The organism is Cellulomonas fimi ATCC 484 (assembly GCF_000212695.1).
Lineage (GTDB): Bacteria > Actinomycetota > Actinomycetes > Actinomycetales > Cellulomonadaceae > Cellulomonas > Cellulomonas fimi.
This window is the reverse complement of record NC_015514.1, coordinates 4,072,084-4,097,519: the sequence shown is the minus strand read 5'-3', so window position 1 is coordinate 4,097,519 and position 25,436 is coordinate 4,072,084. Positions and strand designations below refer to the sequence as shown.

The window sequence follows — 25,436 nt, the reverse complement described above, 5'->3', positions numbered from 1 at the left end:
TCGACAGAGTCGTGCCATGCCCGAGGCTCGAGTGCTGCCGGCCGACTTCGACGGCCAGGTCCTGGTCCCTGGTGACGCGGGGTACGACGAGGCGCGCGCGGTGTGGAACGGAACGGTCGACCGCCGGCCCCGGTACGTCGTGCGGTGCGCCGGCGTGGAAGACGTCCGGCGCGCGGTCCGCGTCGCCCGCGAGCTCGGGCTGACGCTCGGCATCCGCTGCGGCGGGCACAGCGCCGCGGGGTGGGCGGTGCCCGACGACGGGCTCATGATCGACCTGTCCGGGATGCGCGAGGTCATGGTCGACCCGGCCGCGCGCACGGCGCAGGTGCAGGGTGGTGCGCTGCTCGGCTCGCTCGACGCGGCCACGCAGCCGTTCGGGCTTGCGACCACGGCGGGCATCGTGTCGCACACCGGCATCGGGGGCCTGGCGCTCGGCGGCGGCGTGGGGTGGCTGGCGCGTCAGGCGGGCCTGACCTGCGACAACATGATCGGGTTCGAGGTCGTCACCGCGGACGGCGAGCTCGTGCAGGCGTCCGCCGACGAGAACCCCGACCTGTTCTGGGGGCTGCGGGGCGGGGGTGGCAACTTCGGCGTCGTCACCCGCTTCCACCTCCGGCTGCACGACGTCGGCACGCAGGCGCTCGTCGCCGAGGTGGACCTCGACCCGGAGCACGCCCTCGACCCGCTGCGGACCTGGCTGGCCCGGGCGTGGGACGCGCCGCGGCAGGCCACGCTGTACGCGCAGGTCATGGCGGGCGGTGCGCTGACGCTCGGGTTCGTCTGGGTCGGGGCACCCGCCGGGAGCGACGCGCTGCTCGCGGAGCTCGACCGGCTCGGGGCGCCGCTCGCGCGACGCGTCGAGCCGCGCTCGTACCTGCAGCTCCAGAGCCAGTCGGACGTCCCGACGGCGCACGGCTTCCGCCGCTACGCGAAGAGCCACTACGTGCGGGGCCTTCCCGACGCGGGCCTCGAGGCCTTCCTCGCGCACGTCGACGCGGGCGTCGGCGCGGCGAGCCTCGTCTCGTACGGCGGCGCGATCGCCGACGTCGACCCGGACGCGACGGCGTTCGTGCACCGCGACGCCGAGTTCGAGTACGACGCGGGCGCCCGCTGGGAGGACCCCGCGGACGACGCACGCCACGTCGAGTCGTGCCGCCGGCTCGCGTCGGGGCTCGAGCCGTGGAGCACGGGCGTCTACGTCAACGCGCTCGCCGACGAGGGCGTCGCGGGCGTCCGGCGGGCGTACGGCGACGGCGCCTACACGCGGCTGCGCCAGGTCAAGGCCGCGTGGGACCCCGAGAACGTGTTCCGGCTCAACCAGAACATCCCGCCGGCCTGACGCCGCGTCGTCGCGTCCCTCGTCCCGGCCGCTCCGGCGGACGTGGCGCCGAGCGCCGCCGGTTGCCGGTCGACGGTGCGCCCCGCACGCTGGGGTGACGACGAGGGGGATGCATGAGCTCGACAGACCCGTACCGCAACGCCGATCCCGACCCCGACCAGACGCCGGGGCTCGAACCCGGTGGTGGTGTCGCGCCCGGCGACACGCCGCCCGGGGAGTCGTCGACGTCCGGCGCGTCGGACCGGCAGCCGGGTGCCGCGTCGACGCGCGCGAACTGGATCGCGTACGCGGTGATCGGCGCGTTCGTCGTGCTCATCGGGCTGTTCTTCGTGGGGTACGCGGTCGGCCTCGCCGACTGACCGCAGGCTGGCTCTTGCCGAGCGTCGCGGGCGGACGGACACTGACGGGATCCCGCCCGGTCGGAGGTGATCGACGTGCCCGACACGTCTCCGTTCCCCGACGCCCTGCCGGTCCTGTCCGCCGGACGTCACCGTCACCCGCGCTACGGCGGGTGTGCCATGGAGTGGGCGAGCCTGCTCGCCGGTGAGCGGTGGAGCGACCACCCGGCGTGCACCCACCCGCTCCTCGCCCACCTCACGCGGTCGGTCAACGACCGGGTGAGCGACGACGCCCGGACGGCCCTCGCGCACCTCGTGCCGACGCTCGTCGGGCTGCGCAGCGACGACCGCGAGTGGGCGCTGGAGGTCGCGTACGTGTCCGTGCGGCACGCGCTGCGCCACGCGGAGCCGTCGGACGTGCGCGACCTGGTCGTCGCCCTGCTGACGCTCGACCGCCTGCTTGCCGCGTCGGACGCCCGGCTGCCGACGCAGCGCCGTCCGGAGACCACCGCGCTGCTCGCGCCCGTAGGCCCCGGCGACATCGCCTGGGCCGAGCGGTTCACCCGCGCGATGGGCGTGCCGCGGCGCGCGCGCGGGCTGACGCGCATGGTCGTCGAGGTGTCGGTCGCGACGGTCGCCGCAGCGCCGCACGCGGACGATGCGCTCGTCGCGATGCTCACCGACGCCGTCGGCGCGTGCCAGCGGCTGTCGGGCCGTGCGCAGCCGGACGCAGCGCTCCCTTCCGCGGCCCGCTCGGGTGCCCGGCAGCAGGTGCCCACGTGGAGCGGCTCGGCGGCGTAGCCGCACCTCCCGGTGCGGCCGAGGGCGCTCTCCGGGGCTGCTGCGCCCGGGGGCGTCACCGAGAGCCGGCCGTCCCACGGGCCCGGCGCACTACGGTCGACGCGTGAGCGACGAGGTGGTGCGGGCAGTCCGGGACCGTTTCGACGGGAGGGCGCCCTCGTACGACGGCAGCGCGATGCACCAGGGCCTCGCCCGCGCGGTGGCGGAGTTCGCGGACCTCGTCGGCGTCACCACGGTGCTCGACGTCGCGACGGGAACCGGCCTCGTGCTGCGTGCGCTGCGCGACCTGCCCGGCGGGCCCGCGCTCCGCCTCGCGGGCGTCGACGTCTCCGCCGGGATGCTCGGGGTCGCCCGAGCCACGTTGCCGGACGCCACGCTCACCCAGGCCGACGCCCGACGGCTCCCCGTCGCCGACCGCTCGGTCGACCTGCTGACCTGCGTGACGGGCCTGCACCTCATCCCCGACACCGCGCGGGTCGTCGAGGAGTGGGTGCGTGTCCTGCGCCCGGGTGGGCGCGTCCTGACCGCCACCTTCGCCGAGCTCGACCCCTCCCGGCACCACCGCGAGCTCGCGCCGGGAGCCGCACCGCCGTACCCGGTCGTGCACGACCCGTTCCGCACGCCGGAGGCGCTCGGCGAGACGGTGGCGGCGAGCGGGCTACGGGTGCTGCGGCACGCGGCGTGGACGGACGGCTACGACCGGGTGCTCATCGCGGAGCTGGGGGTCGGCGACGGAGGCCGAGGCCGACGCCCGACGGCGTCGGCTCACTGATCGGGCGTCGCCGGCTCGCCGGGGGGCGTCGGGACGAGTGCGGAAGCGGCACGTCGGCGGGCGTTGCGCGCGGCGAGAGCCTCTCCGACGAGGACGCACACCATGCCCGCCGCGGTCCACCAGTTCTGCAGCACGGCCGCGCCCCCTCCGACGACGAGCGCTGCGACCACGAGACCGAGCCGGAAACCCTGCATCTGTGCAGAGTGGCAGACGGCGGGTGTCCCCGGGGCCCGTTCGACGTGACTGGTCGCAGCGGTGTGCGCCGTCGCCCTCTGCCAGGGTGGACGCCATGCGGACGACGTTGCTGACCTCGACGGTTGCCCTGTGCGTGCTCGCCCTCGCGGGGTGCGCGACGGATCGACCGGGCACGGCCGGACCGAGCACCCCGGCGGCCCCCGCGTCGTCCGGCGCGCCGACCCCGACCGCGGCCTCGACCGTCGCGACGGACGTCGCGCCGGAGGTGATGCTCACGGAGGCCGCGTGGACGGCGGTCGGTGCCGAGGCGCCGCGGCAGGACAAGGACGGCGTCGTCGAGTGGCGGCTGCCGATGGCCTGCGCGGCAGGGACGCCGACGGAGGCGCTCGCCATGCGCACGGTCACGCACGGCACCGGTGAGTTCGAGTCGTCGGTGGGCGTGCAGCAGGTCGCGGTGCTGCCGGACGCGGACACCGCGGTCGCGGAGGCGGACCGGCTGGCGACCGCGCTCGGCGACTGCACCGGCGAGCCGCCGACCCTGTACGTGGTCGAGCCTCTCGCGGTGGGGGCGCAGGGGATCGGACTGGCGACGGACTACTACGGGGCGTCGGCGTCGGCACCGCTCGACCAGGCGATGGGCACCTACGTCGCGATCACGCGTCGCGGCACGGCGGTGACGCTCGTCGCGCTCGACGGCGGAGAGGGGACCGTCGGCGCCGCACGGGCGACGGTGACCGGGCTGGCGCCGCAGGCCTGGGAGCAGCTCTGCGGGTTCGACGCCGCGGGCTGCTGACGCGGGTCTGCCTCGCGCCCGTGCGCGCGGGTCCTTTCACCCGGCACGTGGTTGCGCGGGGCTACGGGTGCGGAGACGATCGTCGCGGGCGCCAGGCCACGGACGCCCTCGTGCTCACTTGGGGGGGTGAGGACGGGTGGCTGACCTGGACGCCCGAGAGCATCCGCGACGGGGTGCCGTGTCGCGGGGGGTCGTGCCCCTGCTCGACGTGCTGGTGGGTTCGCTCGGTGCGACCACCGCAGCCGTCTTCGTCGTGCCGGACGGGCGTCTTCTGGCGTACTCGGGGCAGGAGCCGTCCGACAGCGCCCTCGAGGACGCCGCGGCGCTGGTGACGAGCGGCGGGATCTCCGTCGGGCTGTCGTCGCGCCGCCGGGACCGGGCGGGTCACGCGGTCGCGGGCGTGCCCTTGCGTGCGGCGGACGGGAGCGTCCTGGGTGCGCTGACCGTGCGGCTGCCCGAGCATCCGCCGGAGGCGCTGGTCGCCGCGCTGCCCGCCCTGGCCGGCTACGTCGCGGTGCTGCTCGTGCCCGACGCAGACGGCGACGGTGCGGTGCCGGACGCCGTCGCGGCCTTCGCGCTCTCGGGGGCGGGTGTCCTGCAGGCCGATCCCGCCGGGGTCGTCGTGGCCGCCAACCCGGCGATGTCGTCGCTCGCCGGTGGTGCTCCGCTCGTCGGGAGGGCGCTCGTGCACCTCGTGACGGCGCGCGAGCGGGCGCAGGTCCGGGACGTCGTCGCGGCGCTCGCGGACGGTCGCCTCGACACGGCCGACCTGGCGCTCGAGCTGCGCACGCCGGACGGGACGCGGGCGGTGCGGGCGTCCGCCACCGTCGAGCGCGCGCCCGACGGCTCGCCGCTGCGCCTGCTGCTCGTCGCGCTCGACGACACGCAGGCTCGTCAGACGGCGCGCGAGCAGGCGGCACGTGCGCAGAGCGCGTGCGCCCTCGTCGCGGCGATGCCCGACGCGATCCTGGTGTGCGACCGCAGCGGCACCATCCGTGAGGTCAACCGGCAGGCCGAGGTCCTCTTCGGGTACACGCCCGAGGAGCTCGTCGGGCTGCCCGTCGAGACCCTCGTCCCCGTCTCCCGCGCCCACAGCCACGACTGGTTGCGGAAGAGGTACACCGCGGCGGCGCACGCCCAGCCCATGTCGACCGGTCCGGGGATCGCGGCCCGGACGAAGGGGGGTGCCGAGGTCCCCGTCGAGGTCAGCCTCGCGGCCGTCGACCTGGCCGACGGGCCGGGCGTGGTGGCCTCGGTCCGGGACGTCACGCAGTCCCGGCGCACCCTGGACGACCTGCGCGCCTCGCACGACCTGATCGCCGGGATCCTCAGCGCGGCCACCGAGCAGGCGATCATCGCGACGGACCTGGACGGCAACGTCGAGCTCTACAGCGCCGGGGCCGAGCGGCTGCTGGGCTGGTCCGCGCAGGAGGTGCTGGGCGGGCCCGCCGCACGGTTCGACAGTCCCGCGGCGGACCTGAGCACGGACTGGGGCCTCGATCCCGAGGCGCCGCTCGAGGCGCGTGTCCGGGAGCTCGTGGGGTCCGGGGTCGCCACGACGCACCCCTGGATCTACCGGACGAAGTCCGGTGAGGACCGTGCGGTGCTGGTGTCGGTCACGGTCCGTCGCGGACCTGCCGGCCCGACGGGCCTCATCATCGTCGCGACCGACCGCACGGCGTCGATCGCCCGTGAGGCCGAGCTCGCGCGCAGCGAGGAGCGGTTCCGGCTGGCGTTCGACAACGCCCCGGTGGGTGTGGCGCTGCTCGACGCGCGGCCGGGTGCCGTCGGGCGGGTCCTGCGTGTGAACCGGGCCCTGTGCGAGATCCTCGGGTTCGACGAGGTCGAGCTGCTCGGCGTCGACCTCACGGCGCTCGTGCACCCCGAGTCGCTGCCGGACCTGCTCGACGCGCTCGACATCCTCGTCGACGGCACGGTGAGCAGCGAACGGCTCGAGCACCGGTACACGAGCGGGGCGGGCGACGACGTGTGGGTGCAGATGAACCTCGCACTCGTCCGGGACGGCGACGGCGCCCCGGACTACCTCATCGGCCAGTTCGCGGACATCACGGAGCGCAGGCGAGCCGAGGCCGAGCTCACGCACAACGCGCTGCACGACTCCCTGACCAGCCTGCCGAACCGCGCGCTGCTCACGGAGCGTCTCGACCGGGCGCTCGCGCGCGCCGGGCGGGACGGCACGACGGTCGCGGTGCTCTACCTCGACCTCGACAACTTCAAGGACGTCAACGACTCGCTCGGGCACGCCGCGGGTGACGAGCTGCTCGTCCACATCGGGCGGCGGCTGACCACGGTCATGCGGGAGACGGACACGGCCGCGCGCCTCGGCGGCGACGAGTTCGTCGTCATCTGCGAGGACCTCACGAGCCTGGAGGACGTCGGTGCGGTCACGCACCGCATCACGCAGGCGCTCGCCGTGCAGGTGCCGATCGCCGGACGCATGGTGACGGTGTCGGCGAGCATCGGCATCGCGCACTCCACGTCGGGCCACGACCGGTCCGAGGACCTGCTGCGCGCCGCCGACATCGCGATGTACCGCGCGAAGGCCAACGGCCGTTCGCGGTACGAGTTCGCCGACCCGCACACGCAGGTGCGCGCGGTCCGCCAGCTCGAGCTCGAGTCGGACCTGCGGTCGGCCCTCGACCTGCAGAGCCACCCGTCGCTCCCGCCGACCGGCCAGCCGTTCCGGCGGGGCGACGACCAGCTGCTGCTCGACTACCAGCCGTGCTTCGACGCCCGGACCGGGCAGCTCGTGGCCGTCGAGGCCCTCATCCGCTGGGAGCACCCCGCGCGGGGCCGGCTCAGCCCCGGGGACTTCCTCGACGTCGCCGAGGACCGCGACCTGATGGTGCCCCTCGGTCTGTGGGTGCTGCGTGCCGCGTGCGCGCAGGCCGCGGGGTGGCACCGGGCGTACGGGCCGCGGTGCCCCGAGATCTGGGTGAACGTCTCGTCCCGCCAGCTCGGCCGCCACGAGTTCTCCGCGCGGCTCGCCGACGTGCTCGCCGAGACGGGCCTGCCGCCGGAGAAGCTCTGCGTCGAGCTCACCGAGCGGCAGGCGCTCAGCAGCGCGCACTCGACGCTCGCGGACCTGCACGCGCTCCCCGGCCTCGGGGTCCGGCTGGCCATCGACGACTTCGGCACCGGCTACGCGGGCCTGGACTACCTGCGGCGCCTGCCGGTGTCGTGCCTCAAGGTCGACGCGAGCTACGTGGCGTCGCTCGGCGTCGACAGCACGGGCACCGCGGTCGCGGCGGGAGTCGTGAACTTCGGGCGGGCGCTCGACCTGACCGTGGTGGCCGAGGGCGTGGAGACGCCGCAGCAGCGCGACATGATCGTCGACCTGGGCGCGGACGTCCTGCAGGGATTCCTGCTGGCCCGCCCGGCGGGCCCGGACGTCGTCGACCGGCTCCTGCACGACCAGGCCTGCGTCACGCCGCCGCCGTCCTGACGGCGCGCCGCCCTGGGGATCAGCGGCCGGGGACCGACGCGCACGTGTCGGCGGCGGGGTCGTCGGCGAACCGGTCCGTGGTCCAGGCGAGCAGGTCGGGGACGAGCGGGGAGTCCGCCTCGACGAGCGCGACGTGGGTGCGGCCGTCGTACAGGCGGTAGTCGACGGCGTACCCGGCGGCGCACCGGGCCCGCACGTAGCCGGCCTGCGCGGCGGGCAGGACGAGGCCGTCGGCTGCGCCCTGCGCGACGAGCACGGGCGCGTCGACGGGGCCCGACGGCACGTTCTCCAGCAGGCGTTCCTGGAACGCGCCGCGGGTCGGGTCGCCGTGCCACAGGGGCTTGTCCAGCACGAGGGACGTCCCGAGGGAGACGACGACGCCGGGCTCGGCGAGGCAGCGGCTCGCGGTCTCGCGGACGAGCAGGCGCGCGCCGGGGCGGACGTACTCCTCGAACGCGACGTCCGGGTAGAGGGTGGTGTACGCGTCGATCGCGTAGGCCGCGAACATCGCCCCGCCGGGGACGGTCGCGAGGTTCTCGACGAGCGCGGGCAGGTCCGCGGCGGGGGCGAGCGCGGCGACCCCGTCGAGCGGCACGTCCGGGGCGTAGCCCGGTGCGAGCACCCCGGTCCAGAGCGCCGCGTGGCCGCCCTGCGAGTGCCCCCAGACGACGGTCCGGTCGGCGAGGCCGACGTCGAGCTCGCGGGCAGCGCGCACGGCGTCGAGCACCGAGCGGCCCTCGGCCTGCCCGACCAGGTACGGGTGCGGTCCCTCGGTGCCCAGGCCCACGTAGTCGGTCGCGACGAGCGCCCACCCCGCGGCGAGGACGTCGTCCTGCACGAACATCGCCCCGGCGGCGAGGCCGTCGTCGAGCACGCTCGGCGCGCACCCGGACGCGGTACCCGTCGTGCCGTGCGCCCACGCGACGACCGGCACCGGCCCGTCCGCGTGGGTCGGCACGACGACGAGCCCGCTCGCCACGGCGGGCACGTCCTCGTCGCGCGTGGTCGTGTAGAGGATGCGCCACGCGTCCGCGCCCGACGGGATCTCGGCGCTGGTGAACGGCTCGCTGCGCAGCAGCCGGCCCGGTTCGGCGGGCACGTCGGCGGGCGGGTCGTAGAAGGCGTCGGGCGTGGGCGCCGCGCGGTGGATCCCGACGCTGACGAGCGCGAGGGCGAGCGCGAGGGCCGCCCCCGCGGCGGCGCCCGACACCCGCCGCCAGCCGCCGCGCGGCTCCGAGCGGACGGGTCGCAGCAGCGGGTCGGTGCTCCCGCGCACCCCGGCGACGACCGCCCGGACGCCGAGCAGCACGAGCCGCGCGCCGAACAGCACGGCGACGACGAGCACCGTGACGTCCGGCCACGCGAACGCGAGCACGCCGACGAGCAGTCCCGCGACGCCCCCGAGCACGGCCTCGGCGCGCGCCGACCCGCGCGCCGCACGCGCCGCGAGCAGGTCGAGCGCGCCGTCCGCGACGAGCGCGCCCGCGAGCACGAGCGCCAGGACCCGCACCGTGACCTCCGGCCAGGCGAGCACGACGGCCGCCGTCGCGAGGAACAGCAGGCCGCGCACGGGCCGGAGCCGTGCGCCGGCGGCGGGCGTGCCGGCGGGCGTGCCGCGGGCGGCCCGCGACGACGCGACGAGGTCCACGACGCCGGCCACGACCAGACCGGTGACGACGACGGCGACGAGCACGGCGAGCGACGAGAAGGGTCGCAGGGCGAGCACGGCGCCCAGCGCGGCGACGACGGCACCCCCGACGACCGACGCCCACCGGCGCCCCGGCGTCGCGCGCGAGGCGGTCACGGGCGGCGCGGTCACGGGCGGTGTGGCCTGCGCCTCGTCCGGCGCCTCGTCCGGCGCGCGTCCGTGCTGGTCGGCGGCGTGTCCGGCGTCCATGTCGGCACCGTAGCGCCGCAGGTCCCGCCCGTCGCCGCCCCCCACCGGTCACAATGGTCCGGCGGCCCGGTCGGCGGGGCGCGCAGCGCTGGGCGGCGTGGCCCCTGACCGAGGGGGCGACCCGTGACGACCGTGAGCACCACCGACGAGGCGACGCGCCCCGCCGGCGTCCCGCACAGCCTCGCGGACGACGTGATCGGGCTGCTGACGGGCGTGATCCTCGTCGCCGTCGGGATGTCGCTGCTGCGCACCGGCGAGCTCGTGACGGGCGGCATCGCGGGCGCGGCGCTGCTGCTCACGCACGTCGTCGACCTGCCGCTCGGCGTGCTGTTCTTCGCCGCGAACGTGCCGTTCTTCCTGCTCGCGGTGCGCCGGTCGGGGTGGTCGTTCACGCTGCGCAGCGTGCTGACCGTCGGCCTGGTGTCGGCCGCGACCGCGGTGACGGGTCGGCTGCTCGACGTCGCGTCGGTCGACCCGCTGTTCGCCGCGGTGGTCGGCAACGTGCTGTGCGGGACGGGCCTGCTGGTGGTGTTCCGGCACCGGTCGAGCGTCGGCGGGTTCTCGATCCTCGCCGTGATGCTGCAGGAGCGGGCGGGGATCCGCGCGGGGTACGTGCTCATGGTGCTCGACACGCTCGTCGTCCTGGCGGCGTTCACGGTCGCGCCGCCGTTGCAGGTGCTCGTGTCGGCGGCGGGCGCCGTCGTCCTGAGCCTCATCGTGACGCTCAACCACCGGCCGGGCCGCTACACCGGGTTCTGAGCGCTCAGGCGCGCCGCCCGTCAGACGGCGGGCGACCGGCGCTCGAGGAGGACCACGTCACGCCACTGGCCGGCGAGCGGTCCGTGCGTCATGCGGCCGAGGCGTTCGCGCGTGCCGACGGCGCGGAACCCGGCGGCGGCGTGCAGGGCGAGGCTGGCGGCGTTCTCCGGGAAGACGCCGGACTGGACCGTCCACACGCCGGCGGCGTCGGTGCTGGCCAGGAGCGCGTCGAGCAGCGCCCGCCCCACGCCGCGGCCACGGGCGGCGTCGTCGACGTACACGGAGTGCTCGACGACGCCGGAGTAGACGCACCGGTCGGACACGGGCGACGCGGCGACCCACCCGAGCACGGTGCCGTCGTCGGCGAGCGCGACGAACCGGTGGTCGGCGAGCCTGCCCGCGTCGAACGCCTCCCAGGTCGGCACGTCGGCGGCGAAGGTCGCGTGGCCGGTGGCGATGCCCGCGGCGTAGATGCGCGCGACGTCGGGCCAGTGCTCGGCCCGCAGGGGGACGGTCGCCGTCACGCGGCGCCGACCCGCAGGTGCGTGCCGAGGTGCGCGGTGACGGCCTCGACGGCGCCGGGGACGATCGTGAAGTAGGCCCACACACCGCGCTTCTCGCGCGTGAGGAGGCCGGCCTCGGTGAGCTGCTTGAGGTGGTGGGAGACGGTCGGCTGGCTGAGGCCCACAGGCTCGGTGAGGTCGCAGACGCACGCCTCGCCACCCGCGTGCGCGGCGATGAGGGACAGCAGGCGCAGGCGCGTCGGGTCGGCGAGCGCCTTGAGCGTGCGGGCGAGCTGCTGCGCGTCGTCGTCGCTGATCGCCGGCGACGTCAGGGGCGTGCAGCACGCCGGGGCGGGTGCGGCCACCACGGGGAGCAGGTCGAGAGCCATGACGGCAGTGTACGCCCGAAGATCGACGGCCGTCGATATTGACAATGATCGATCGATGGGTGCAGAGTCGGCGCATCGACAAACTTCGATGTGTTGGAGGGATCATGAGCGACATCCGGGAGCAGGTCCGGGAGCGGTACGCGCTGGCCGCCACGCAGGTCGGCGGCGACGCGGGCTGTTGCGGCGGCGGCTGCACGCCCACGAGCGAGGCGGAGATCTTCGGCGCCGCGCTCTACGACGCGAAGGACCTCGTCGACGTCCCGCTCGAGGCGCAGCTCGTCTCCCTCGGCTGCGGCAACCCGCTCGCCGTCGCCGAGCTCCGCGAGGGCGAGCGGGTGCTCGACCTCGGGTCCGGCGGCGGCATCGACGTCCTGCTGTCGGCCAAGCGCGTCGGCCCCACCGGCTTCGCGCACGGCGTCGACATGACGGACGAGATGCTCGACCTCGCCCGCGCCAACGCCGAGAAGGCCGGCGCGACCAACGTGGCTTTCCACAAGGGCACCATCGAGGACCTGCCGCTCGACGACGGGTCCGTCGACGTCGTCATCTCGAACTGCGTCGTGAACCTCTCGCCCGACAAGTCCGCGGTCCTGTCCGAGGTGTTCCGCGTGCTCGTCCCCGGCGGCCGCGTCGGCATCTCCGACGTCGTCGCGGAGGACCACCTGACGCCCGAGCAGCGCGCCGAGCGCGGCTCCTACGTCGGCTGCATCGCCGGTGCGCTCTCCCGGCAGGAGTACCTCGACGGCCTCGCCGCCGTCGGGTTCGTCGACACCGACGTCACGTTCACCCACCAGGTCGCCGACGGCATGCACGGTGCCGTCGTGCGCGCCCGCAAGCCGCAGGAGGTCTGACCGTCATGTACCCCGAGACGTACCTGGAGCTGCACCGCCAGCGCGAGCGGGAGCTGGAGGCCCGGCTCGCGTGGGCCCTCGCGCACCGCGAACGGTCCGGCGCCGTCACCGGGAGCACGCGACGCCCGGTCGCCGCCGCCTGGCACCGCGTCGCCGCCGCGGCGGCAGGTGTGCCGGGCCGGGTCCGCGCGGCGACGGCGCGTCCCGCCGGCTTCGGTCCCGCGGCCGCCTGCTGCCCCGCGGTGTGACGCACGACGGGGCCCGGCGCGGAGGGGTGCCGGGCCCCGTCGCCGCGCGGTCAGAGCGCGGCGGCAGGGACGCCGAGCTCGTCGAGCAGCCCGAGCACGCGGGTGCGGATCTCGTCGCGGATCGGGCGGACGGCATCGATGCCCTGCCCGGCCGGGTCCTCGAGCACCCAGTCCTCGTAGCGCTTGCCGGGGAAGAACGGGCAGGCGTCGCCGCAGCCCATCGTCACGACGACGTCGGAGGCCTGGACGGCCTCGGTGGTCAGGACCTTCGGCTGCTCGGCGGTGATGTCGACCCCGACCTCGGCCATGGCCTCGACCGCGACGGGGTTGACCCGGTCGGCAGGCGCGGAGCCCGCGGAGCGGACCTCGACGGCCCCGCCGGACAGCGCGGTGAGGAATCCCGCGGCCATCTGCGACCGGCCCGCGTTGTGCACGCAGACGAACAGGACGCTGGGCTTGTCGGTCGTGCTGGTCATCGTGGCTCCTCGGGTCCCGCGCGGGGCGGGCGCGGCGGTCGGTCGGGTGGCGCGCGGTGACGGGCACCGCGTCGGTCGTGGGGCCATCTTGACCATCCGCCAGTTGCTCAGTCAACATTGACTCAATGAACACCGAGTGGATGGACGAGGTGGCGCGCCGTGCCGCGCTGCACGCCGCGCTGTCCGACCCCGGCCGCCTCGCCGTCGTCGAGCTGCTGTCCCGCGGCGACGCCTCGCCCTCGGAGCTCGCCCGCACGCTCGCGGTGCCGTCCAACCTGCTCGCGCACCACGTCAACGTCCTCGTCGAGCACGGGCTCGTCGAACGCACCCGCTCGGAGGGGGACGGCCGCCGCACCTACCTGCGCCTCCTCCCGGTCGACCTCGGCACCGGCCCGGGCGCCCTGCCGCGCCCCGCACGCGTGCTGTTCGTCTGCACCGCGAACTCCGCGCGCTCGCACCTCGCGGTCGCCCTCTGGCGCAGCGCGAGCGACGTCCCGGCCGCCTCCGCCGGCACCCACCCCGCACCGGCCGTCCACCCCGGTGCCGTCGCCGCCGCGGCGCGGCACGACCTGACGCTCGGCGACGCGCGACCCCGCCTGCTCGACGACGTGCGGCAGGACGGCGACCTCGTCGTCACCGTGTGCGACCGGGCGCACGAGGAGGTCGACGTCGACGCCGACGTGCACTGGTCGATCCCGGACCCGGTCCGGGCAGGCACGGACGACGCGTTCGACCGCGCGGTCGTCGCACTCGACCGGCGCGTCGCGCTGCTCGCCCCGCGGCTCGTCGCCTGACCCCACCTGCTGCCCGCCGGGTCAGGTCCGCGGCGCGTACATGATCACGGCGACGCCCACGAGGCAGACCGCGGCGCCGACGAGGTCCCACCGGTCCGGCCGGAACCCGTCGACCACGACGCCCCACGCGAGCGACCCGGCCACGAAGATGCCGCCGTACGCGGCGAGGATGCGCCCGAAGTGCGCGTCGGGCTGGAGCGTCGCGACGAACCCGTACAGCCCGAGCGCCACGACCCCCGCACCGATCCACAGCACGCCGCGGTGCTCGCGCACCCCCTGCCAGACGAGCCACGCCCCGCCGATCTCGGCCACGGCAGCGGCGGCGAACAGCAGCAGGGAGCGCAGGAGCGTCATGACGCCAGTGTGACGGCGGACGCCGCGGCCGCCGCAGGCCGGTGCGGGGCTGCGGCAGCCCGGCTAGGACGCGCGTCCCGCCGCTCCCGTGTAGGTGAACGCGTGGACGGCGACCTCTCCCGCCGACGCCACGAGCCCGACCAGGCGGCCCGTGAAGCCCCCCGCGACCTCCGTGGACAGGTACCGGCCGTCGAGGCTGCCGAGCTCGACCCGCCCGTGCGCGCCGTCGACGGCGACGACGACCTCGTCGGGCCCGCGCTCGTGGCTGTACCAGGCGGCGGCCGACGGCCGGGCCTCGACGACCACGGCGGCGCCGGTCGGAAGGTCGGCCTCGCCGAGCACCTGGACGAGCGGGCCGACGCGCGCGACGGCTCGCACGTGCCCGCCCGTGACCTCGGCGGTGACGGCGTGCGTGGGGTCGATCCGCAGCTCGAGCCCGCCGACGGCGCCCGGGTCGTCGGCCGTGAGCACCGCGGTCGCGACGAACGACCGGTGCTGCTGGCGGCGGCCGACGAAGGTGCGCTCGTCGGGCCGCGCGGCGAGGACCCACGCGTCGTCGGACCGGCGCAGCACGTCGGCGGGGAACACGCCGGCGCCCACCCAGTCACCCGGGAGCGCGTCGGTGCCGAGCGTCTGCGTCGCCCCCGTGTCCGGGCCGGACGGCTCGACGGGCGCGCCCACCTGCGGCCACCCGTCGACCCAGCGGATCTCGGTCGCGAACGTCTCGCGGCCCAGCACGTGCCAGGACGGGAAGTACCCGGCGGTGCGGACGCCGAGGAACACCGCGGCCCAGGTGCCGTCGGGGCGCTGCACGAGGTCGGCGTGGCCGGTGTTCTGCACGACGGACGCGGTACCGCGCGCGGTCAGCACGGGGTTCGCGGGGTTGCTCTCGAACGGGCCGGACGGCGACGGGCCGCGGGCGACCGCGGCGGCGTGCCCGGCGGCGGTGCCGCCCTCGGCGACGAGCAGGTACCAGGTGCCGTCGACGCGGTAGAGGTGTGGGGACTCGACGTCCTTGCCGCCCGCCCCGCCCCACACCTTCTGCGGCTCGCCGAGCAGCTCGCCCGTGGTCGGGTCGAGCACGGCCTGGACGATGCCGCCGTCGGACCACGTGAGGTAGCAGGTGCCGTCCTCGTCCCACGCGAGGTCCGGGTCGATCCCCGTCGCGGCGCGCACGTGCACGGGCTCGGACCAGGGGCCCGCGGGGTCGGTCGCGGTGACGACCAGGTGCCCGGGACCGTCGGACACGTTCGTGGTGACGAGCCAGAACCGCCCGTCGTGGTGCCGCAGGGTCGGCGCGTAGACGCCCCCCGACGGGGCGACGCCGTCGAGGCGCAGCTGCGACGGGCGGTCGAGCGCGTGGCCGACGAGCTCCCACGTCACGAGGTCGCGGGACCGGAACAGGGGCACGCCGGGCGCGTACTCGAAGCTCGAGCACGCCAGGTAGTAGGTGTCGCCGACGCGGCACACGGTCGGGTCGGGGTGGAAGCCTGCGAGGACCGGGCGGGTGGGGAGCGTCAGGGTCACGGGCGGGGTCGTCGTCGACACCCGGCGAGCCTGCCACAGCGCCCGGCTCGCCGGGCGGGGGAGCGGGCGTGCGGTTAGCGTCGGGCGGACCGGACGGCGCGCGATCCGGAGGCGGTCGCGCCGGGGCGCCGGGCGACGGGCATGGGAGCGGCGATGACGCTGACGGGGAAGGTCGCGCTCGTGACGGGCGCCGGGTCGGGCATCGGGCGTGCCGCGGCGGTGCGGCTCGCCCACGAGGGCGCGACGGTCGTGCCGCTCGGGCACAGCCAGGACAGCGCGGACGACGTGGCGGCGGAGATCCGCCGGGACGGCGGCACGGCCCTGCCCCTCGCGGCGGACGTCGGCGACGCGGACGCGGTGCGGGACGTGCTGTGGCAGGTCGAGGAGGAGCTGGGCCGGCTGGACGTCGTCGTGGCGAACGCGGGCGTCAACGGCGTGTGGGCGCCGATCGACGAGATCGAGCCCGCCGAGTGGGCGTCGACGATCGGCACGAACCTCACGGGGACGTTCCTCACGGTCCGGTACGCCGTTCCGTTGCTCGTGCGGCAGGGCGGGGCGGTCGTCGTGGTGTCGTCGATCAACGGCACGCGCACGTTCAGCAACTCGGGGGCGTCGGCGTACGCGACGAGCAAGGCGGGGCAGGTCGCGTTCGCGCGCATGGTCGCGGTCGAGCTCGCGCCGCGCGGCGTCCGGGTCAACGTGGTCTGCCCGGGGGCGATCGAGACGGAGATCGACGACAACACCGAGCAGCGGCACACCGAGGGCCTGGGCGTGCGGGTCGAGTACCCGGACGGGCAGATCCCGCTGACCGGTGCGGAGCCGGGGCGGGCGTCGCAGGTGGCCGACGCGATCGCGTTCCTCGTGTCCGACGACGCGAGCCACGTCACCGGGACGGAGATCTTCGTCGACGGCGGGCAGTCCCTCGTCGTCTGACCCCTTGACCGGTGCGTCGCCGCAGGTGGACCGTGGCGTCGAGCAGCCGGAGAACAGGGGTGCGACATGGCGAAGGGCTCGGACGCGGGCGGCGCCGGGGGTGGGGCCGTGTACGGCCTCGGCCTCATCGGCGCGGCGGTCTACTACTTCTCGGCCGGTGAGGGGTTCTGGGACTTCGTCCTGGCGATCCCCAAGGCGATCGTGTGGCCGGCGATCGTCGCCTACGAGCTGCTGAAGAGCTTCTACGGCGGCTGACGTCAGGCGCCGACGAGCGAGGCCCCCCAGTCGCCGGCGCGGTCGAGCTCACCCGGCGCGAGCGGACCGCCGACGCCGGTGACGACGAAGTCCTGGCCGCGCTCGGCGGCGACGCCGTTCCGGCGCAGGTGCGCGGCGGCGGCCTTGCTGCCGGACCCGGAGAACGGTCCCTTGGTGCGCGTCGCGAACGTGACGACGCGCCCGTCGACGGCCTCGACGCGCTCGGCCCACTCCCGCACGCCGGGCTGGGCGGGCCCCGCGCCGCGGCCGGCGGCCTGGGCGCGCGACGCGGCGGACGGCAGCCCCATGTTGTGGGTCGGCACGCCGACGAGCACGAGGTCGGCGCGCAGGCGGGCCGGGGCGTCGGCGGCCGCGACGACGTCGACGGTCGCGCCGGCGCCGGCGATCCGCTCGGCGATGGCGCGGGCGACCTGCTGGGTGTTGCCGAAGCAGGACTCGGCGACGACGACGACGGTGGGCACGGTGATCAGCTCCAGGTGGGGTGGCCGGCGGCGACGGCCGCGAGGGCCTGCCCGAGGACGAGGACGACGCCGGCGAGGGTGCCGACGGCGGTGAGGGCGACGGCGGACGCGCCGACGCGTGCGCCGACGGTCCAGGCGGTGCGGCCCGGGCGCAGCGCTCCCCAGGTCGTGGAGAGCACGGCGACGACGAGCAGGAACAGCGCGGTCGCGAGCGTGTCGCTTCCCTTGGCGTGGGTCTGCGCGGCGGCGACCTCCTCGGCCGAGCCGGTGGCCTGCACCGCGTCGAGGAGCGTCGCGCCGGCCTCGGAGGTGGCGAGCGCACCGGCGAGCGCGACGACGACCAGAGCGAGCGTGGGCCAGCGCAGCGCGCGGCGGCTCGCGGGGACGAGGGCGTGGACGAGCGCGACGAGGGCGGCGACCGCGGCGACGAGCAGCGTCGCGGAGCCGAGGACGACGTGGGCGGGCATGGCACCCTCGCAAGTGGTTGAGACATGATGTCTCATGCAGACTAGGACCGTGCCCGACGAGCGTCAACGCCCCCCGACCGACGCCGCGGAACGCGTGGTCGCCGCCGCCGTCGGCCTCGCCCGCGAGCGCGGCCTCACCGTCGGGCTCGACCGGATCAGCCTCGAGGAGGCCATCGCCGCGTCCGGCGTCTCCCGCGCGACCGCCTACCGCCGCTGGCCGAGCAAGACCGACTTCCTGCGCCAGGTGCTCCTGCGCATCGTCCAGGCCGCACGCCTCGAGCCCGAGAGCGACGAGGACATCGCCGCGATCCGCGGGCTCGTCACCGAGCACCGCGACCGGCTCGCGACCCCCGAGGGGTGGCGGACCGTCGTCGTCGAGGGCCTGCGCATCTCCACCGACTCCGACTTCCGCCGCCTCGCGACGTCACCGGTCTGGCGCGACCACCTCGCGCTGCGCGCCACGTGCGCGAGCCTGCCCGCGGGCGACCTGCGCGACGCCGTCGCCGCGGAGCTCGCCGCCGCCGAGCGCGCGTTCACCGAGCGGCGCGCGGCCGTCTACGGGGCGCTGCCACGCATGCTCGGCTACCGGCTCGTCCCGTGGCTCGGGGACGACGGTTTCACGCTCATGGCCGAGACCACCGGCGCGCTCATGGCCGGCCTCGTCGGCCGCGCCGCGATCCTCCCGCCCCGCGCGCCGACCACCATGAGGGCCTTCGGCTCGGCCGTCGCGTCGTCGTGGACCACCGAGTCGTACTCGGTCGTCGCGACGATCCTCGCGTTCCTCGAGCCCGACCCGGCGGTGTCGTGGGGACCCGAGCGCGTGGATGCCGCCATCGCCGCCTCCTACGAACTCGAGCGCACGGCCCGCAGCCTGCGCCGGTGACGGGGGCCGCGCCGGGCGCCCGCACGCCCGGGAGCTACCGTTCCGGCAGCGCACCCAGGGTCAGCTCCGGCTCAGTGCCGGCGGGCACCGGGAACCACGCGAGGAAGGTGACACCCTCCTCCGTCGCGTCGAACCGGGCGATCGTCGCGTGGCCCGGCTCGTAGAAGGTGTCGCCGGCACGCAGGACGGACGGGGCGTCGTGCCCGACCTGGAAGTGCACGGACCCCGACTCGACGACGCCGAACACCGGGCCGTTGTGCCAGTGCGCACCCGGGTGGACGTCGGGCGCGATCGTGATGCGGCGCACCTCGACCGAGGCGAAGCTCGGGGCCCCGTCGAGCGTGAAGGTGCTCAGGGTCGTGCGCACGACCGGCGGTTCGCTCATCGGTCGATGATGCCACCGCGCGGCACGAGGCTGCGGGCGTCGGTGACCGCTCGGGACGGACCGCCTCCAGCCCTACGCCTGACCCGCGGCCCCGGCCGCCGCGTAGGTGTGCCCCGCGGCGCGCAGGCGGTCGACCAGCACGTCGCCCATCCCCGCCGCGGGCGTGAGCGAGCCCGCGCGGTCGGGCAGACGGTCCTCGTCGAGCGTGAGCGCGAGGGCCGTCTGCCCGAGCATGACCGCGGTCGCCGCGTACCCGGGGTCGCCCGGGCCCGACGCCTGTGCGCGGTAGCGGCGCCCGCTCGTCGTGGTCGCCACCGCGTCCATGCGGAACCAGCCGCGCTCGCGGGTGCGTGCGTCGGGCCCCTCGCCCGGGCCGGGGAGCCAGCGGTCGAGCACGGCGCGCGTGGGCGGGAACGCGAGGGCCGCGGCGCCGCCGCCCAGCCCGGCCGTCACCGCGACCGCCGCGACCGCGGCGCGCGGACCACGACCGACGCCCATCGCCTCGCCGTACCGCAGGCCGCGGCCGTAGGCCCAGCCCTGCAGGGCGTTGCTGCGCCGCACGACGCGGGAGTTGAACGACGCCATGAGGAACGGTGCGGTCCAGGTGCCGTCTGCCAGGCGGCGGGGTGGCGGTGCGTCGGCGGGCTGCGGCGGTGCGGGCTCGGCGGTGCGGTCGGGGCTCAGCGCGAACGGGTCGGCGAGCAGGCGTCGGACGTCGCGCGAGCCGGCCGCGGCGACCGCGATGCCACGCATCGACGCGACGGTCCCGCCGCTGACGCCCCCGCGTGCGCGGGCCAGCAGGCGGACGTCGCGCAGGTCGCCCGCGTCGTCGGCCGCGGCCGCACGGTGCAGCAGCAGCACCGCGAGGTCTGACGGCACCGAGTCGTAGCCGCACGCGTGCACCAGGCGCGCACCGGATGCTCGTGCGACGTCGTCGAGATCGTCCGCGACGCGGCGCACGAACGGCACCTCGCCCGTGAGGTCCGCGTAGTGCGTGCCCGCACGGGCGCAGGCCGCGGCGAGCGGCAGGCCGTGCTCCGCGTACGGGCCGACCGTCGACACGACCACCCGGGCGTCGGCGGCCAGGGCGGCGAGCCCGGTCTCGTCGGCGGCGTCCGCGACGACGAGCGGCCAGTCGGCCGCGCCGGCGGGCAGCCGGTCACGCAGCTCGGCCAGGCGTGACCGCGACCGGCCCGCGAGCGCGACCCGCAGGCCCGGCGGAGCGTGCTGCGCGACGTGCTCGGCGACCAGCGCGCCGACGAAGCCGGTCGCCCCGAACAGCACGAGGTCGTGCGTGCGCGTCGTCATCGCCCGATGCTCCCGCGTCGGTGGCGCGCCCGCGCGGTGGGCCTCGGGCCGTGTGGGTGGTCGGCGGCACGATGGAGGTCCGCCGCCGGCGTCGGGTCGGCGGCCCGTCGAGGGGGTCGACGATGGACTTCAGGCTCGAGCTCGTGATCGTCCCGGTCAGCGACGTGGACCGGGCCAAGGCGTTCTACGCGGACCAGGTCGGCTTCGCGGTCGACTTCGACAACGTCGTGTCGCCGGACCTGCGGTTCGTCCAGCTCACCCCGCCCGGCTCGGCGTGCTCGATCGCCGTCGGGCTCGGGCTGACCGACGCCGCACCCGGGTCGGTGAAGGGCCTGCAGGTGGTCGTCGACGACGCCGACGCGGCCCGCGCGTTCCTCGTCGAGCACGGGGTCGACGCGCCGCCCGTCCAGGACTTCCCGTGGGGCCGGTTCACGGGGTTCTCCGACCCGGACGGCAACGAGTGGGCCGTGCAGGAGCTCCCGGACCGCTCCGCCTGACGGTTCACGCCTCCCGGGCGCGCGTCCACACCCAGGCGGTGACGGCCGGGTCGAGGTCGCGCAGACCCTCGGAGCTCCGGTCGGCGTCGGCGTCCCGGAACGCCGACGCCGGGAGCTGTGCGAGCGCCGCGGCGACGACCGCGTCCGCGAGCCGCCACGAGCCGGGGACGTCGTGGAAGCCCTCGCGACCGCGCTGGTACTGCCAGCACCGGGCGGCCCAGACGGTCTGCAGCGGCTCGACGTCGGCGACCGGGCGGTACGTGTAGGCGGCGAGCGCGGCCCGCAGCGCGTCGCGGTCCTCCTCGAACTCCTCGCGCTCGTCGTCGTCCATCCAGTCGAGGTCGACGTCCTCGATGCGCTCGCCCATGTTCTCGCGCCACAGCGTCCGTCCGAGGTCCTGCGGGTCGCGGCCGGAGACGTCGGGGTGCTCGGGGACGTACCGGCAGGCGGCCGTGACCACGTAGTCGATGTGGTCGGCGGGCAGGACGAACGAGCTCATCGCGGGGCCTCCGTGGGTGCCGGCCGGCGGGGTCGGCGCGGCCACGGGGACGCTAGCGCGGCCCCGTGCAGAGGCGGTGCGGGTCGCGCGAGGTGCACCCGCTCGGCCCAGTCGCGCCCGGACCGGCGACGTCCCCGCCGGTGCACGCCCGGCCGGCGCCGTCGGGCAACCGGCCGGGCGGGACGTCAGGACCCGGCCGGGTCGAACGTCCAGGCCTGCTGCGGGTCGGTCGTCGACGGCGCGAGGCCGACGCGCGTGCCGGGGTCGGCGCTGCGGCGGCTCACGTCGAGCTGGCGGCCCGTCGCGACCGACAGCAGCGACCACGTGCGGCCGTCGGTCGTACTCAGCACCCACTGCTGCGCGCGCCCGGGGCCGGCCGCGTCGGGGCGCACGCGCGCGGTGCCTCCCTCGTCGGTCGCCGCGAGGAGCGTGCCGTCGCCGTCCGTGAGCGTCACGACACGCCGGTTGGTCCCGGCGCCGGACAGCGTGCGCAGCGTCCACCTCTGCCCGGGCGCGGCGTCCGCGGTGGACTCGACGGTGGTCACGACCGCCGGCCCGCCGTCCCCGGCCACCACGGGACCCGCCGTCAGCGCGAGGCCGCCGTCGGCGCTCAGCACGCGGAACGGTGTGCCGTCGGCGGGTGCGCCGTCCTCGGCCACGCCCGCGACACCCTCGACCAGGAACGTCGTGACGGACTTGGCGGGCACGGGCAGCGTCACGGTGCCGTCGCGCCCGACGGCCACGGGCTCGCCCTCGACCAGCGCGTGCGGCGGGTCGTCGGGCTGCGGGACGGGCCGCGGGGCGGTCGTGACGACGGGCGTGACGGTCGCGCCGGCCCAGGACCCGAAGCCCCGCAGGTCGAGCGTCACGGCCCGGTCCGAGCGGGACGTGTTGACGTGCACGAGCGTCGCGCCGCCGTCGTGCACGAACGCGGTGGTCGACGGGTCGTCGACGGCGACCTGGACGTCGCCGGGCTCGATGTGGTGCGTGAAGTTCCGGACGGTGTCGTACTTCGTGTTCGTCAGGATGCGGCACGTCGGGTCCGCGTGCCCCGCGGCGACGCGTCGCGCGGACGTGCCGTCGGCGCCGCAGTCGAGGTCGACGTAGACGCTGCCCCAGTTGCCGTCGGCCTCGAGCTCCATGTGCCAGCGGTCCTCGACGGGCTGCCAGAAGACCCACGCGCGCGGCTCGAGCTCGCGCAGGTCGTCGACGATCCGCGTCGCCATCCCGAGGCCGTTCGCCATGTCGTCGACGTCGAACCCGCCCTCGAGGCTGAAGTCGCCCTCGACCTCGCTCATCCACAGCGGCTTGCCGCTGGCCTTCGCGATGTCACGGACCTGCACCCGGTCCTCGGTGCCGTACGTGTGCACGTTGAGCTGGCCGACGGCGTCGCGCGCGGCGGGCGTCCAGCCCTCCCAGTCCTGCACGAACAGGCGCGGGTTCGTCTCGTCCGGGCCGGACACGACCGCGTCCGTCGCGGCGCCGTCGAGCCGGGCGGCGAGCGCCTCGACGAGCCGGGCCTGCAGCGCGGGCGACAGGTGCGCGCCCTCCTGCCGGCGGGGCTCCAGGCTGCCGTCCTCGCGGAACCGCGTCGCCCAGTAGTCGGTGTTGGGCTCGTTCATCGGGTCGATCGTCGCGAAGGAGATCCCGTAGGTGCTCTCCAGGTGCTCGACGACGCGCACCATGTACGCCACGAAGTCCTCGACGCTGTCGGCGCGCAGCTGGTCCGTGGTGGGGGACAGGCCGCCCGTCACGTACCCCGACTCGGTCATGAACCAGGGCGGCGAGTTGCTGAACGCCTCCCAGTGCGTGACGCGCGCGTCCTGCGCGAGCCGCTCGACCCACCACCGCTGGCCGGGGTCGGCGTCGAGGTCGTACGACGCGTCGTCCTCCGGGTCCCACGCGGTGCGGAACGCGTCGGCCTGGGCGAGGGTCGCGGACGGGGTGGGCGCCCACCAGCCGGGCACGTCGCCGCCGGGGCGCATGTACGCCGCCGAGTCGACGTCGGTCGCGTTGCCGCCGCCGACGTTGTAGCGCACGACCGTGAGGTTGAGCCCGTCCTCGCCGAACACCTTCTGGTACAGCTCCTCGCGCAGGGCGTCGGGGTAGCCGCCGGTGGCGTGCGCGAACCAGACGAGGCTCGTGCCCCAGCCCTGGAACGGCTCGCTCGACCGGTACGCCGGGTTGGGGCGGATGGTGAGCGGGTCGCCGGGGACGTCGTCGGGGGTGCCGACGGCGAGCGCGGTCACGGCGCCCCCGGCGGCGGCGACGCCCGCCACGGTCGCGGCGGCGATCACGGCGCGCCTGCGCCGCTTCGAGGTGCTGGTCACGGCCACACTGCCTTTCCTCGGGGTCTGCTGCGGGTGGTGCTGCGGGTGCTGCTGCCGGTGCTGCTCAGGTCGGACGTCAGGTGCGGCGTCACGCGTGGTCTCAGGTGCGCTGCGCGTGCTCCAGCCGCGCGTACCGCCCGCCCGCCGCGACGAGCGCGTCGTGGTCGCCGACCTCGACGACGCGCCCGTGGTCGAGCACGACGATGCGGTCGGCGCCGCGGATCGTGGACAGCCGGTGCGCGACGACGAGCGTCGTCCGGCCGCGCATGAGCCGCGCGAGCGCGTCCCGGACCAGCGCCTCGGACTCGGAGTCGAGCGCGGAGGTGGCCTCGTCGAGCAGCAGGACGCGCGGGTCGCGCACGAGTGCGCGGGCGATCGCGATGCGCTGCCGCTGCCCGCCGGACAGCCGTGCGCCGCGCTCGCCGACGACGGTGTGCCACCCGTCGGGCAGGTCGTCGACGATCTCGGCCGCGTTCGCGTCGACGAGCGCCTGGCGGACGCGCTCGTCGGGCACGTCGTGCAGGCCGTAGGTGACGTTCTCGCGGATCGACCCCTCGAACAGGACGGACTCCTGCGGGACGACGGACACGTGCCGGCGGTAGGTGCGCAGGTCGAGCGTGGCGGCGTCGACGCCGTCGAGCAGCAGCCGCCCGTCGGTGGGGCGCAGGAACCCGAGCGCGAGGTTGAGCATGGTCGACTTGCCAGAGCCGGACGGGCCGACGAACGCGACGGTCTCGCCGGGGCGGACGTCGAGGTCGACGTCGAGCAGCGCGGGCTCGGGGGCGTCGGGGTAGCGGAACCCGACGTGCTCGAACCGCAGCGCGCCGCCGACGGACGCGACGACGGCCTTGCCGGCGTTCTCCTCGAGGTCGGGCTCGGTGAGCACCTCGGCGACGGACCGCACGGACTCCAGGCCCTTCTGCCCGACGGGCAGCACCATGAGCACCTGCGTGACGCCCCCGGTGATGAGGCCGAAGTAGGCGGAGAGCTGGACGACCTCGCCGGGCGTGATGCCGACGCGCCCGGTCACGGCCGCCCACGCGCCGATGACGAGGCAGCTCACGGAGAGCAGCTGCAGGACGACCCAGGACAGGGACTGGAACCGGCCGTTGAGCACGTCGAGCTCGTACCCGGAGGTCCGCACGCCCTCGGCGCCCTCGGCGATCCGGGCCTGCGCGGTGGCCTCGAGGCCGTGGGCACGCGTGATGGGCAGCAGCGTGGCCATCTCGCCGACGCGCGACGCGAAGTGCTCGACGTTGCGGCGGAAGTCCTCGTTGCGCTGCCGGGACCGCCGCGCGAGCCCCCAGCGCAGGACGACCGCGAGGGGGATGGTGAGCGCGTAGACGGGCAGGAACTGCGGCACGGACAGCGCGGTCATGACGATCGCGCCGGTGACGACGGTGGTCTGCGCGAGGACGGGGTGGGTGACCTGCTGGAGCGCGAGCTCGATGTTCTCGACGTCGCGGACGACCTTGGTCTGCACGATCGAGGACGAGGTGCGGGAGTGGAAGCCGATGGACAGGCTCTGCAGCCGCGCGGTGAGCGCGTTGCGGAGGTCGGCGCCGATCTGCCGGACGGCCCCCATGAACAGCTTCGTGTAGAGCACGTGCGTCCAGTAGTTCTGGAGCAGCGCGACGAACGCGACGGCGGCCCAGACGCCGAGGTCCCGCAGGGGTCCGCCGTCGACGACGATGTCGATGACGTGGGCGGTGACGACCGGCATGAGCCACTGCGGGGAGTCCTTGACGGGGAAGACGAGGACGGCGCCGACGACGCGGGCGCGGTGCGCGCGCAGGAGCCGCAGCACGGACCGCAGGGGGTGGTGACCGTCGACGTGGACGGCTGAGCCTCGGCAGGCGACGGTCATCGGGGGTGCCTCTCGGCCGGTGCGGGCG

General features: G+C 75.8%; 28 protein-coding genes. 14 read left to right on the top strand and 14 right to left on the bottom strand.

The genetic code is table 11. The annotated features are described in order from the left end of the window. Positions 1–16: 16 nt before the first annotated feature. The 4 genes from CELF_RS18490 (at position 17) to CELF_RS18475 (ending at position 3,250) form a co-directional block, all read left to right on the top strand. Entirely contained in the window at positions 17–1,339 is a 1,323-nt protein-coding gene (locus CELF_RS18490) for an FAD-binding oxidoreductase (protein ID WP_013772789.1), read from the top strand. Positions 1,340–1,452: 113 nt separating this feature from the next. Then, entirely contained in the window at positions 1,453–1,698 is a 246-nt protein-coding gene (locus tag CELF_RS18485; RefSeq protein WP_013772788.1) for a DUF6480 family protein, read from the top strand. 75 nt (positions 1,699–1,773) lie between these two features. After that, positions 1,774–2,478 carry a hypothetical protein gene (locus CELF_RS21280; RefSeq protein ID WP_013772787.1) on the top strand — a complete coding sequence of 235 codons (705 nt, stop codon included), beginning with the start codon at positions 1,774–1,776 and terminating at the stop codon, positions 2,476–2,478. Positions 2,479–2,581: 103 nt separating this feature from the next. Beyond that, a complete protein-coding gene (locus CELF_RS18475; protein WP_232014272.1) occupies positions 2,582–3,250 on the top strand; it encodes a class I SAM-dependent methyltransferase in 669 nt (222 codons plus the stop codon). Here CELF_RS18475 and CELF_RS19785 read toward each other — a convergent pair. After that, positions 3,244–3,444: a hypothetical protein gene (locus CELF_RS19785; protein WP_013772785.1), complete on the bottom strand. Its 201-nt coding sequence runs from the start codon at positions 3,442–3,444 to the stop codon at positions 3,244–3,246. The genes CELF_RS18475 and CELF_RS19785 overlap by 7 nt on opposite strands. A gap of 95 nt (positions 3,445–3,539) precedes the next feature. Between CELF_RS19785 and CELF_RS18470 the strand changes: the two genes are divergently transcribed. Next, positions 3,540–4,238: a hypothetical protein gene (locus CELF_RS18470; RefSeq protein ID WP_013772784.1), complete on the top strand. Its 699-nt coding sequence runs from the start codon at positions 3,540–3,542 to the stop codon at positions 4,236–4,238. A gap of 193 nt (positions 4,239–4,431) precedes the next feature. Further along, entirely contained in the window at positions 4,432–7,704 is a 3,273-nt protein-coding gene (locus CELF_RS18465; protein WP_126297909.1) for a sensor domain-containing protein, read from the top strand. 19 nt (positions 7,705–7,723) lie between these two features. On the opposite strand, the gene CELF_RS18460 is transcribed toward CELF_RS18465, so the two are convergent. Then, positions 7,724–9,601 carry a lipase family protein gene (locus tag CELF_RS18460; protein WP_126297907.1) on the bottom strand — a complete coding sequence of 626 codons (1,878 nt, stop codon included), beginning with the start codon at positions 9,599–9,601 and terminating at the stop codon, positions 7,724–7,726. Positions 9,602–9,724: 123 nt separating this feature from the next. Between CELF_RS18460 and CELF_RS18455 the strand changes: the two genes are divergently transcribed. Further along, the gene (locus CELF_RS18455) at positions 9,725–10,360 is read left to right on the top strand and encodes a YitT family protein (protein ID WP_013772781.1); all 636 of its coding nucleotides are present in this window, start codon (positions 9,725–9,727) and stop codon (positions 10,358–10,360) included. A gap of 20 nt (positions 10,361–10,380) precedes the next feature. Here CELF_RS18455 and CELF_RS18450 read toward each other — a convergent pair whose 3' ends face one another. Together CELF_RS18450 and CELF_RS18445 are read right to left on the bottom strand one after the other, a co-directional pair. After that, positions 10,381–10,884, bottom strand: coding sequence for a GNAT family N-acetyltransferase (locus tag CELF_RS18450; protein WP_013772780.1), 504 nt, complete (start codon positions 10,882–10,884; stop codon positions 10,381–10,383). Next, on the bottom strand, positions 10,881–11,252 hold the full coding sequence (locus CELF_RS18445; protein ID WP_013772779.1) for an ArsR/SmtB family transcription factor: 372 nt from the start codon (positions 11,250–11,252) through the stop codon (positions 10,881–10,883). Before CELF_RS18445 ends, CELF_RS18450 begins: the two co-directional genes overlap by 4 nt. 104 nt (positions 11,253–11,356) lie before the next feature. Between CELF_RS18445 and arsM the strand changes: the two genes are divergently transcribed. Both arsM and CELF_RS18435 read left to right on the top strand, forming a co-directional pair. After that, complete coding sequence (arsM, locus tag CELF_RS18440; protein ID WP_013772778.1) at positions 11,357–12,103, top strand: arsenite methyltransferase; 747 nt, start codon at positions 11,357–11,359, stop codon at positions 12,101–12,103. A gap of 5 nt (positions 12,104–12,108) precedes the next feature. Further along, positions 12,109–12,351: a hypothetical protein gene (locus CELF_RS18435; RefSeq protein WP_013772777.1), complete on the top strand. Its 243-nt coding sequence runs from the start codon at positions 12,109–12,111 to the stop codon at positions 12,349–12,351. 50 nt (positions 12,352–12,401) lie between these two features. On the opposite strand, the gene CELF_RS18430 is transcribed toward CELF_RS18435, so the two are convergent. Further along, positions 12,402–12,827, bottom strand: coding sequence for an arsenate reductase ArsC (locus tag CELF_RS18430; protein WP_013772776.1), 426 nt, complete (start codon positions 12,825–12,827; stop codon positions 12,402–12,404). Positions 12,828–12,952: 125 nt separating this feature from the next. Here CELF_RS18430 and CELF_RS18425 point away from each other — a divergent pair, with 125 nt between their 5' ends. Next, the gene (locus tag CELF_RS18425; protein WP_013772775.1) at positions 12,953–13,621 is read left to right on the top strand and encodes an arsenate reductase/protein-tyrosine-phosphatase family protein; all 669 of its coding nucleotides are present in this window, start codon (positions 12,953–12,955) and stop codon (positions 13,619–13,621) included. Between the two features lie 21 nt (positions 13,622–13,642). Here the strand turns inward: CELF_RS18425 and CELF_RS18420 are convergent, their stop codons facing one another. Then, on the bottom strand, positions 13,643–13,975 hold the full coding sequence (locus CELF_RS18420) for a YnfA family protein (protein WP_013772774.1): 333 nt from the start codon (positions 13,973–13,975) through the stop codon (positions 13,643–13,645). A 63-nt stretch (positions 13,976–14,038) separates the two neighbouring features. Then, a complete protein-coding gene (locus CELF_RS18415; RefSeq protein WP_013772773.1) occupies positions 14,039–15,523 on the bottom strand; it encodes a glycoside hydrolase family 43 protein in 1,485 nt (494 codons plus the stop codon). A 132-nt stretch (positions 15,524–15,655) separates the two neighbouring features. On the opposite strand from CELF_RS18415, the gene CELF_RS18410 reads away from it, so the two are divergent. Further along, entirely contained in the window at positions 15,656–16,435 is a 780-nt protein-coding gene (locus CELF_RS18410; RefSeq protein ID WP_013772772.1) for an SDR family oxidoreductase, read from the top strand. 66 nt (positions 16,436–16,501) lie between these two features. After that, positions 16,502–16,690, top strand: a complete 189-nt coding sequence (locus tag CELF_RS18405) for a hypothetical protein (protein WP_013772771.1) — start codon at positions 16,502–16,504, stop codon at positions 16,688–16,690. 2 nt (positions 16,691–16,692) lie between these two features. Here the strand turns inward: CELF_RS18405 and CELF_RS18400 are convergent, their stop codons facing one another. Together CELF_RS18400 and CELF_RS19780 are read right to left on the bottom strand one after the other, a co-directional pair. After that, positions 16,693–17,172, bottom strand: a complete 480-nt coding sequence (locus CELF_RS18400) for a flavodoxin family protein (protein ID WP_013772770.1) — start codon at positions 17,170–17,172, stop codon at positions 16,693–16,695. Between the two features lie 5 nt (positions 17,173–17,177). Then, the gene (locus CELF_RS19780) at positions 17,178–17,639 is read right to left on the bottom strand and encodes a hypothetical protein (RefSeq protein ID WP_013772769.1); all 462 of its coding nucleotides are present in this window, start codon (positions 17,637–17,639) and stop codon (positions 17,178–17,180) included. Between the two features lie 49 nt (positions 17,640–17,688). Here CELF_RS19780 and CELF_RS18390 point away from each other — a divergent pair, with 49 nt between their 5' ends. Next, entirely contained in the window at positions 17,689–18,522 is an 834-nt protein-coding gene (locus tag CELF_RS18390; protein ID WP_169317642.1) for a TetR/AcrR family transcriptional regulator, read from the top strand. Between the two features lie 34 nt (positions 18,523–18,556). On the opposite strand, the gene CELF_RS18385 is transcribed toward CELF_RS18390, so the two are convergent. Continuing rightward, the gene (locus CELF_RS18385; RefSeq protein ID WP_013772767.1) at positions 18,557–18,907 is read right to left on the bottom strand and encodes a cupin domain-containing protein; all 351 of its coding nucleotides are present in this window, start codon (positions 18,905–18,907) and stop codon (positions 18,557–18,559) included. A gap of 72 nt (positions 18,908–18,979) precedes the next feature. Continuing rightward, the gene (locus CELF_RS18380) at positions 18,980–20,215 is read right to left on the bottom strand and encodes a saccharopine dehydrogenase family protein (RefSeq protein WP_013772766.1); all 1,236 of its coding nucleotides are present in this window, start codon (positions 20,213–20,215) and stop codon (positions 18,980–18,982) included. Between the two features lie 122 nt (positions 20,216–20,337). On the opposite strand from CELF_RS18380, the gene CELF_RS18375 reads away from it, so the two are divergent. After that, a complete protein-coding gene (locus CELF_RS18375) occupies positions 20,338–20,712 on the top strand; it encodes a glyoxalase superfamily protein (protein ID WP_013772765.1) in 375 nt (124 codons plus the stop codon). Between the two features lie 4 nt (positions 20,713–20,716). Here the strand turns inward: CELF_RS18375 and CELF_RS18370 are convergent, their stop codons facing one another. The 3 genes from CELF_RS18370 to CELF_RS18360 form a co-directional block, all read right to left on the bottom strand. Beyond that, complete coding sequence (locus CELF_RS18370) at positions 20,717–21,211, bottom strand: hypothetical protein (RefSeq protein ID WP_013772764.1); 495 nt, start codon at positions 21,209–21,211, stop codon at positions 20,717–20,719. A 185-nt stretch (positions 21,212–21,396) separates the two neighbouring features. Then, entirely contained in the window at positions 21,397–23,541 is a 2,145-nt protein-coding gene (locus CELF_RS18365) for a glycoside hydrolase (RefSeq protein ID WP_126297905.1), read from the bottom strand. Positions 23,542–23,641: 100 nt separating this feature from the next. After that, positions 23,642–25,408 carry an ABC transporter ATP-binding protein gene (locus CELF_RS18360; RefSeq protein ID WP_013772762.1) on the bottom strand — a complete coding sequence of 589 codons (1,767 nt, stop codon included), beginning with the start codon at positions 25,406–25,408 and terminating at the stop codon, positions 23,642–23,644. Positions 25,409–25,436: the final 28 nt, after the last annotated feature.

Bases quoted from the DNA above. Each gene is read 5' to 3' on its own strand.
- CELF_RS18375 (WP_013772765.1), top strand. From the start codon at position 20,338: ATGGACTTCAGGCTCGAGCTCGTGATCGTCCCGGTCAGCGACGTGGAC.
- CELF_RS18470 (WP_013772784.1), top strand. From the start codon at position 3,540: ATGCGGACGACGTTGCTGACCTCGACGGTTGCCCTGTGCGTGCTCGCC.
- CELF_RS18485 (WP_013772788.1), top strand. From the start codon at position 1,453: ATGAGCTCGACAGACCCGTACCGCAACGCCGATCCCGACCCCGACCAG.
- CELF_RS18435 (WP_013772777.1), top strand. From the start codon at position 12,109: ATGTACCCCGAGACGTACCTGGAGCTGCACCGCCAGCGCGAGCGGGAG.
- CELF_RS19785 (WP_013772785.1), bottom strand. From the start codon at position 3,444: ATGCAGGGTTTCCGGCTCGGTCTCGTGGTCGCAGCGCTCGTCGTCGGA.
- CELF_RS18420 (WP_013772774.1), bottom strand. From the start codon at position 13,975: ATGACGCTCCTGCGCTCCCTGCTGCTGTTCGCCGCCGCTGCCGTGGCC.
- CELF_RS18410 (WP_013772772.1), top strand. From the start codon at position 15,656: ATGACGCTGACGGGGAAGGTCGCGCTCGTGACGGGCGCCGGGTCGGGC.
- CELF_RS19780 (WP_013772769.1), bottom strand. From the start codon at position 17,639: ATGCCCGCCCACGTCGTCCTCGGCTCCGCGACGCTGCTCGTCGCCGCG.
- CELF_RS18380 (WP_013772766.1), bottom strand. From the start codon at position 20,215: ATGACGACGCGCACGCACGACCTCGTGCTGTTCGGGGCGACCGGCTTC.
- CELF_RS18360 (WP_013772762.1), bottom strand. From the start codon at position 25,408: ATGACCGTCGCCTGCCGAGGCTCAGCCGTCCACGTCGACGGTCACCAC.
- CELF_RS18385 (WP_013772767.1), bottom strand. From the start codon at position 18,907: ATGAGCGAACCGCCGGTCGTGCGCACGACCCTGAGCACCTTCACGCTC.
- arsM (WP_013772778.1), top strand. From the start codon at position 11,357: ATGAGCGACATCCGGGAGCAGGTCCGGGAGCGGTACGCGCTGGCCGCC.
- CELF_RS18490 (WP_013772789.1), top strand. From the start codon at position 17: ATGCCCGAGGCTCGAGTGCTGCCGGCCGACTTCGACGGCCAGGTCCTG.
- CELF_RS18460 (WP_126297907.1), bottom strand. From the start codon at position 9,601: ATGGACGCCGGACACGCCGCCGACCAGCACGGACGCGCGCCGGACGAG.
- CELF_RS18445 (WP_013772779.1), bottom strand. From the start codon at position 11,252: ATGGCTCTCGACCTGCTCCCCGTGGTGGCCGCACCCGCCCCGGCGTGC.
- CELF_RS18370 (WP_013772764.1), bottom strand. From the start codon at position 21,211: ATGAGCTCGTTCGTCCTGCCCGCCGACCACATCGACTACGTGGTCACG.
- CELF_RS18430 (WP_013772776.1), bottom strand. From the start codon at position 12,827: ATGACCAGCACGACCGACAAGCCCAGCGTCCTGTTCGTCTGCGTGCAC.
- CELF_RS18405 (WP_013772771.1), top strand. From the start codon at position 16,502: ATGGCGAAGGGCTCGGACGCGGGCGGCGCCGGGGGTGGGGCCGTGTAC.
- CELF_RS18425 (WP_013772775.1), top strand. From the start codon at position 12,953: ATGAACACCGAGTGGATGGACGAGGTGGCGCGCCGTGCCGCGCTGCAC.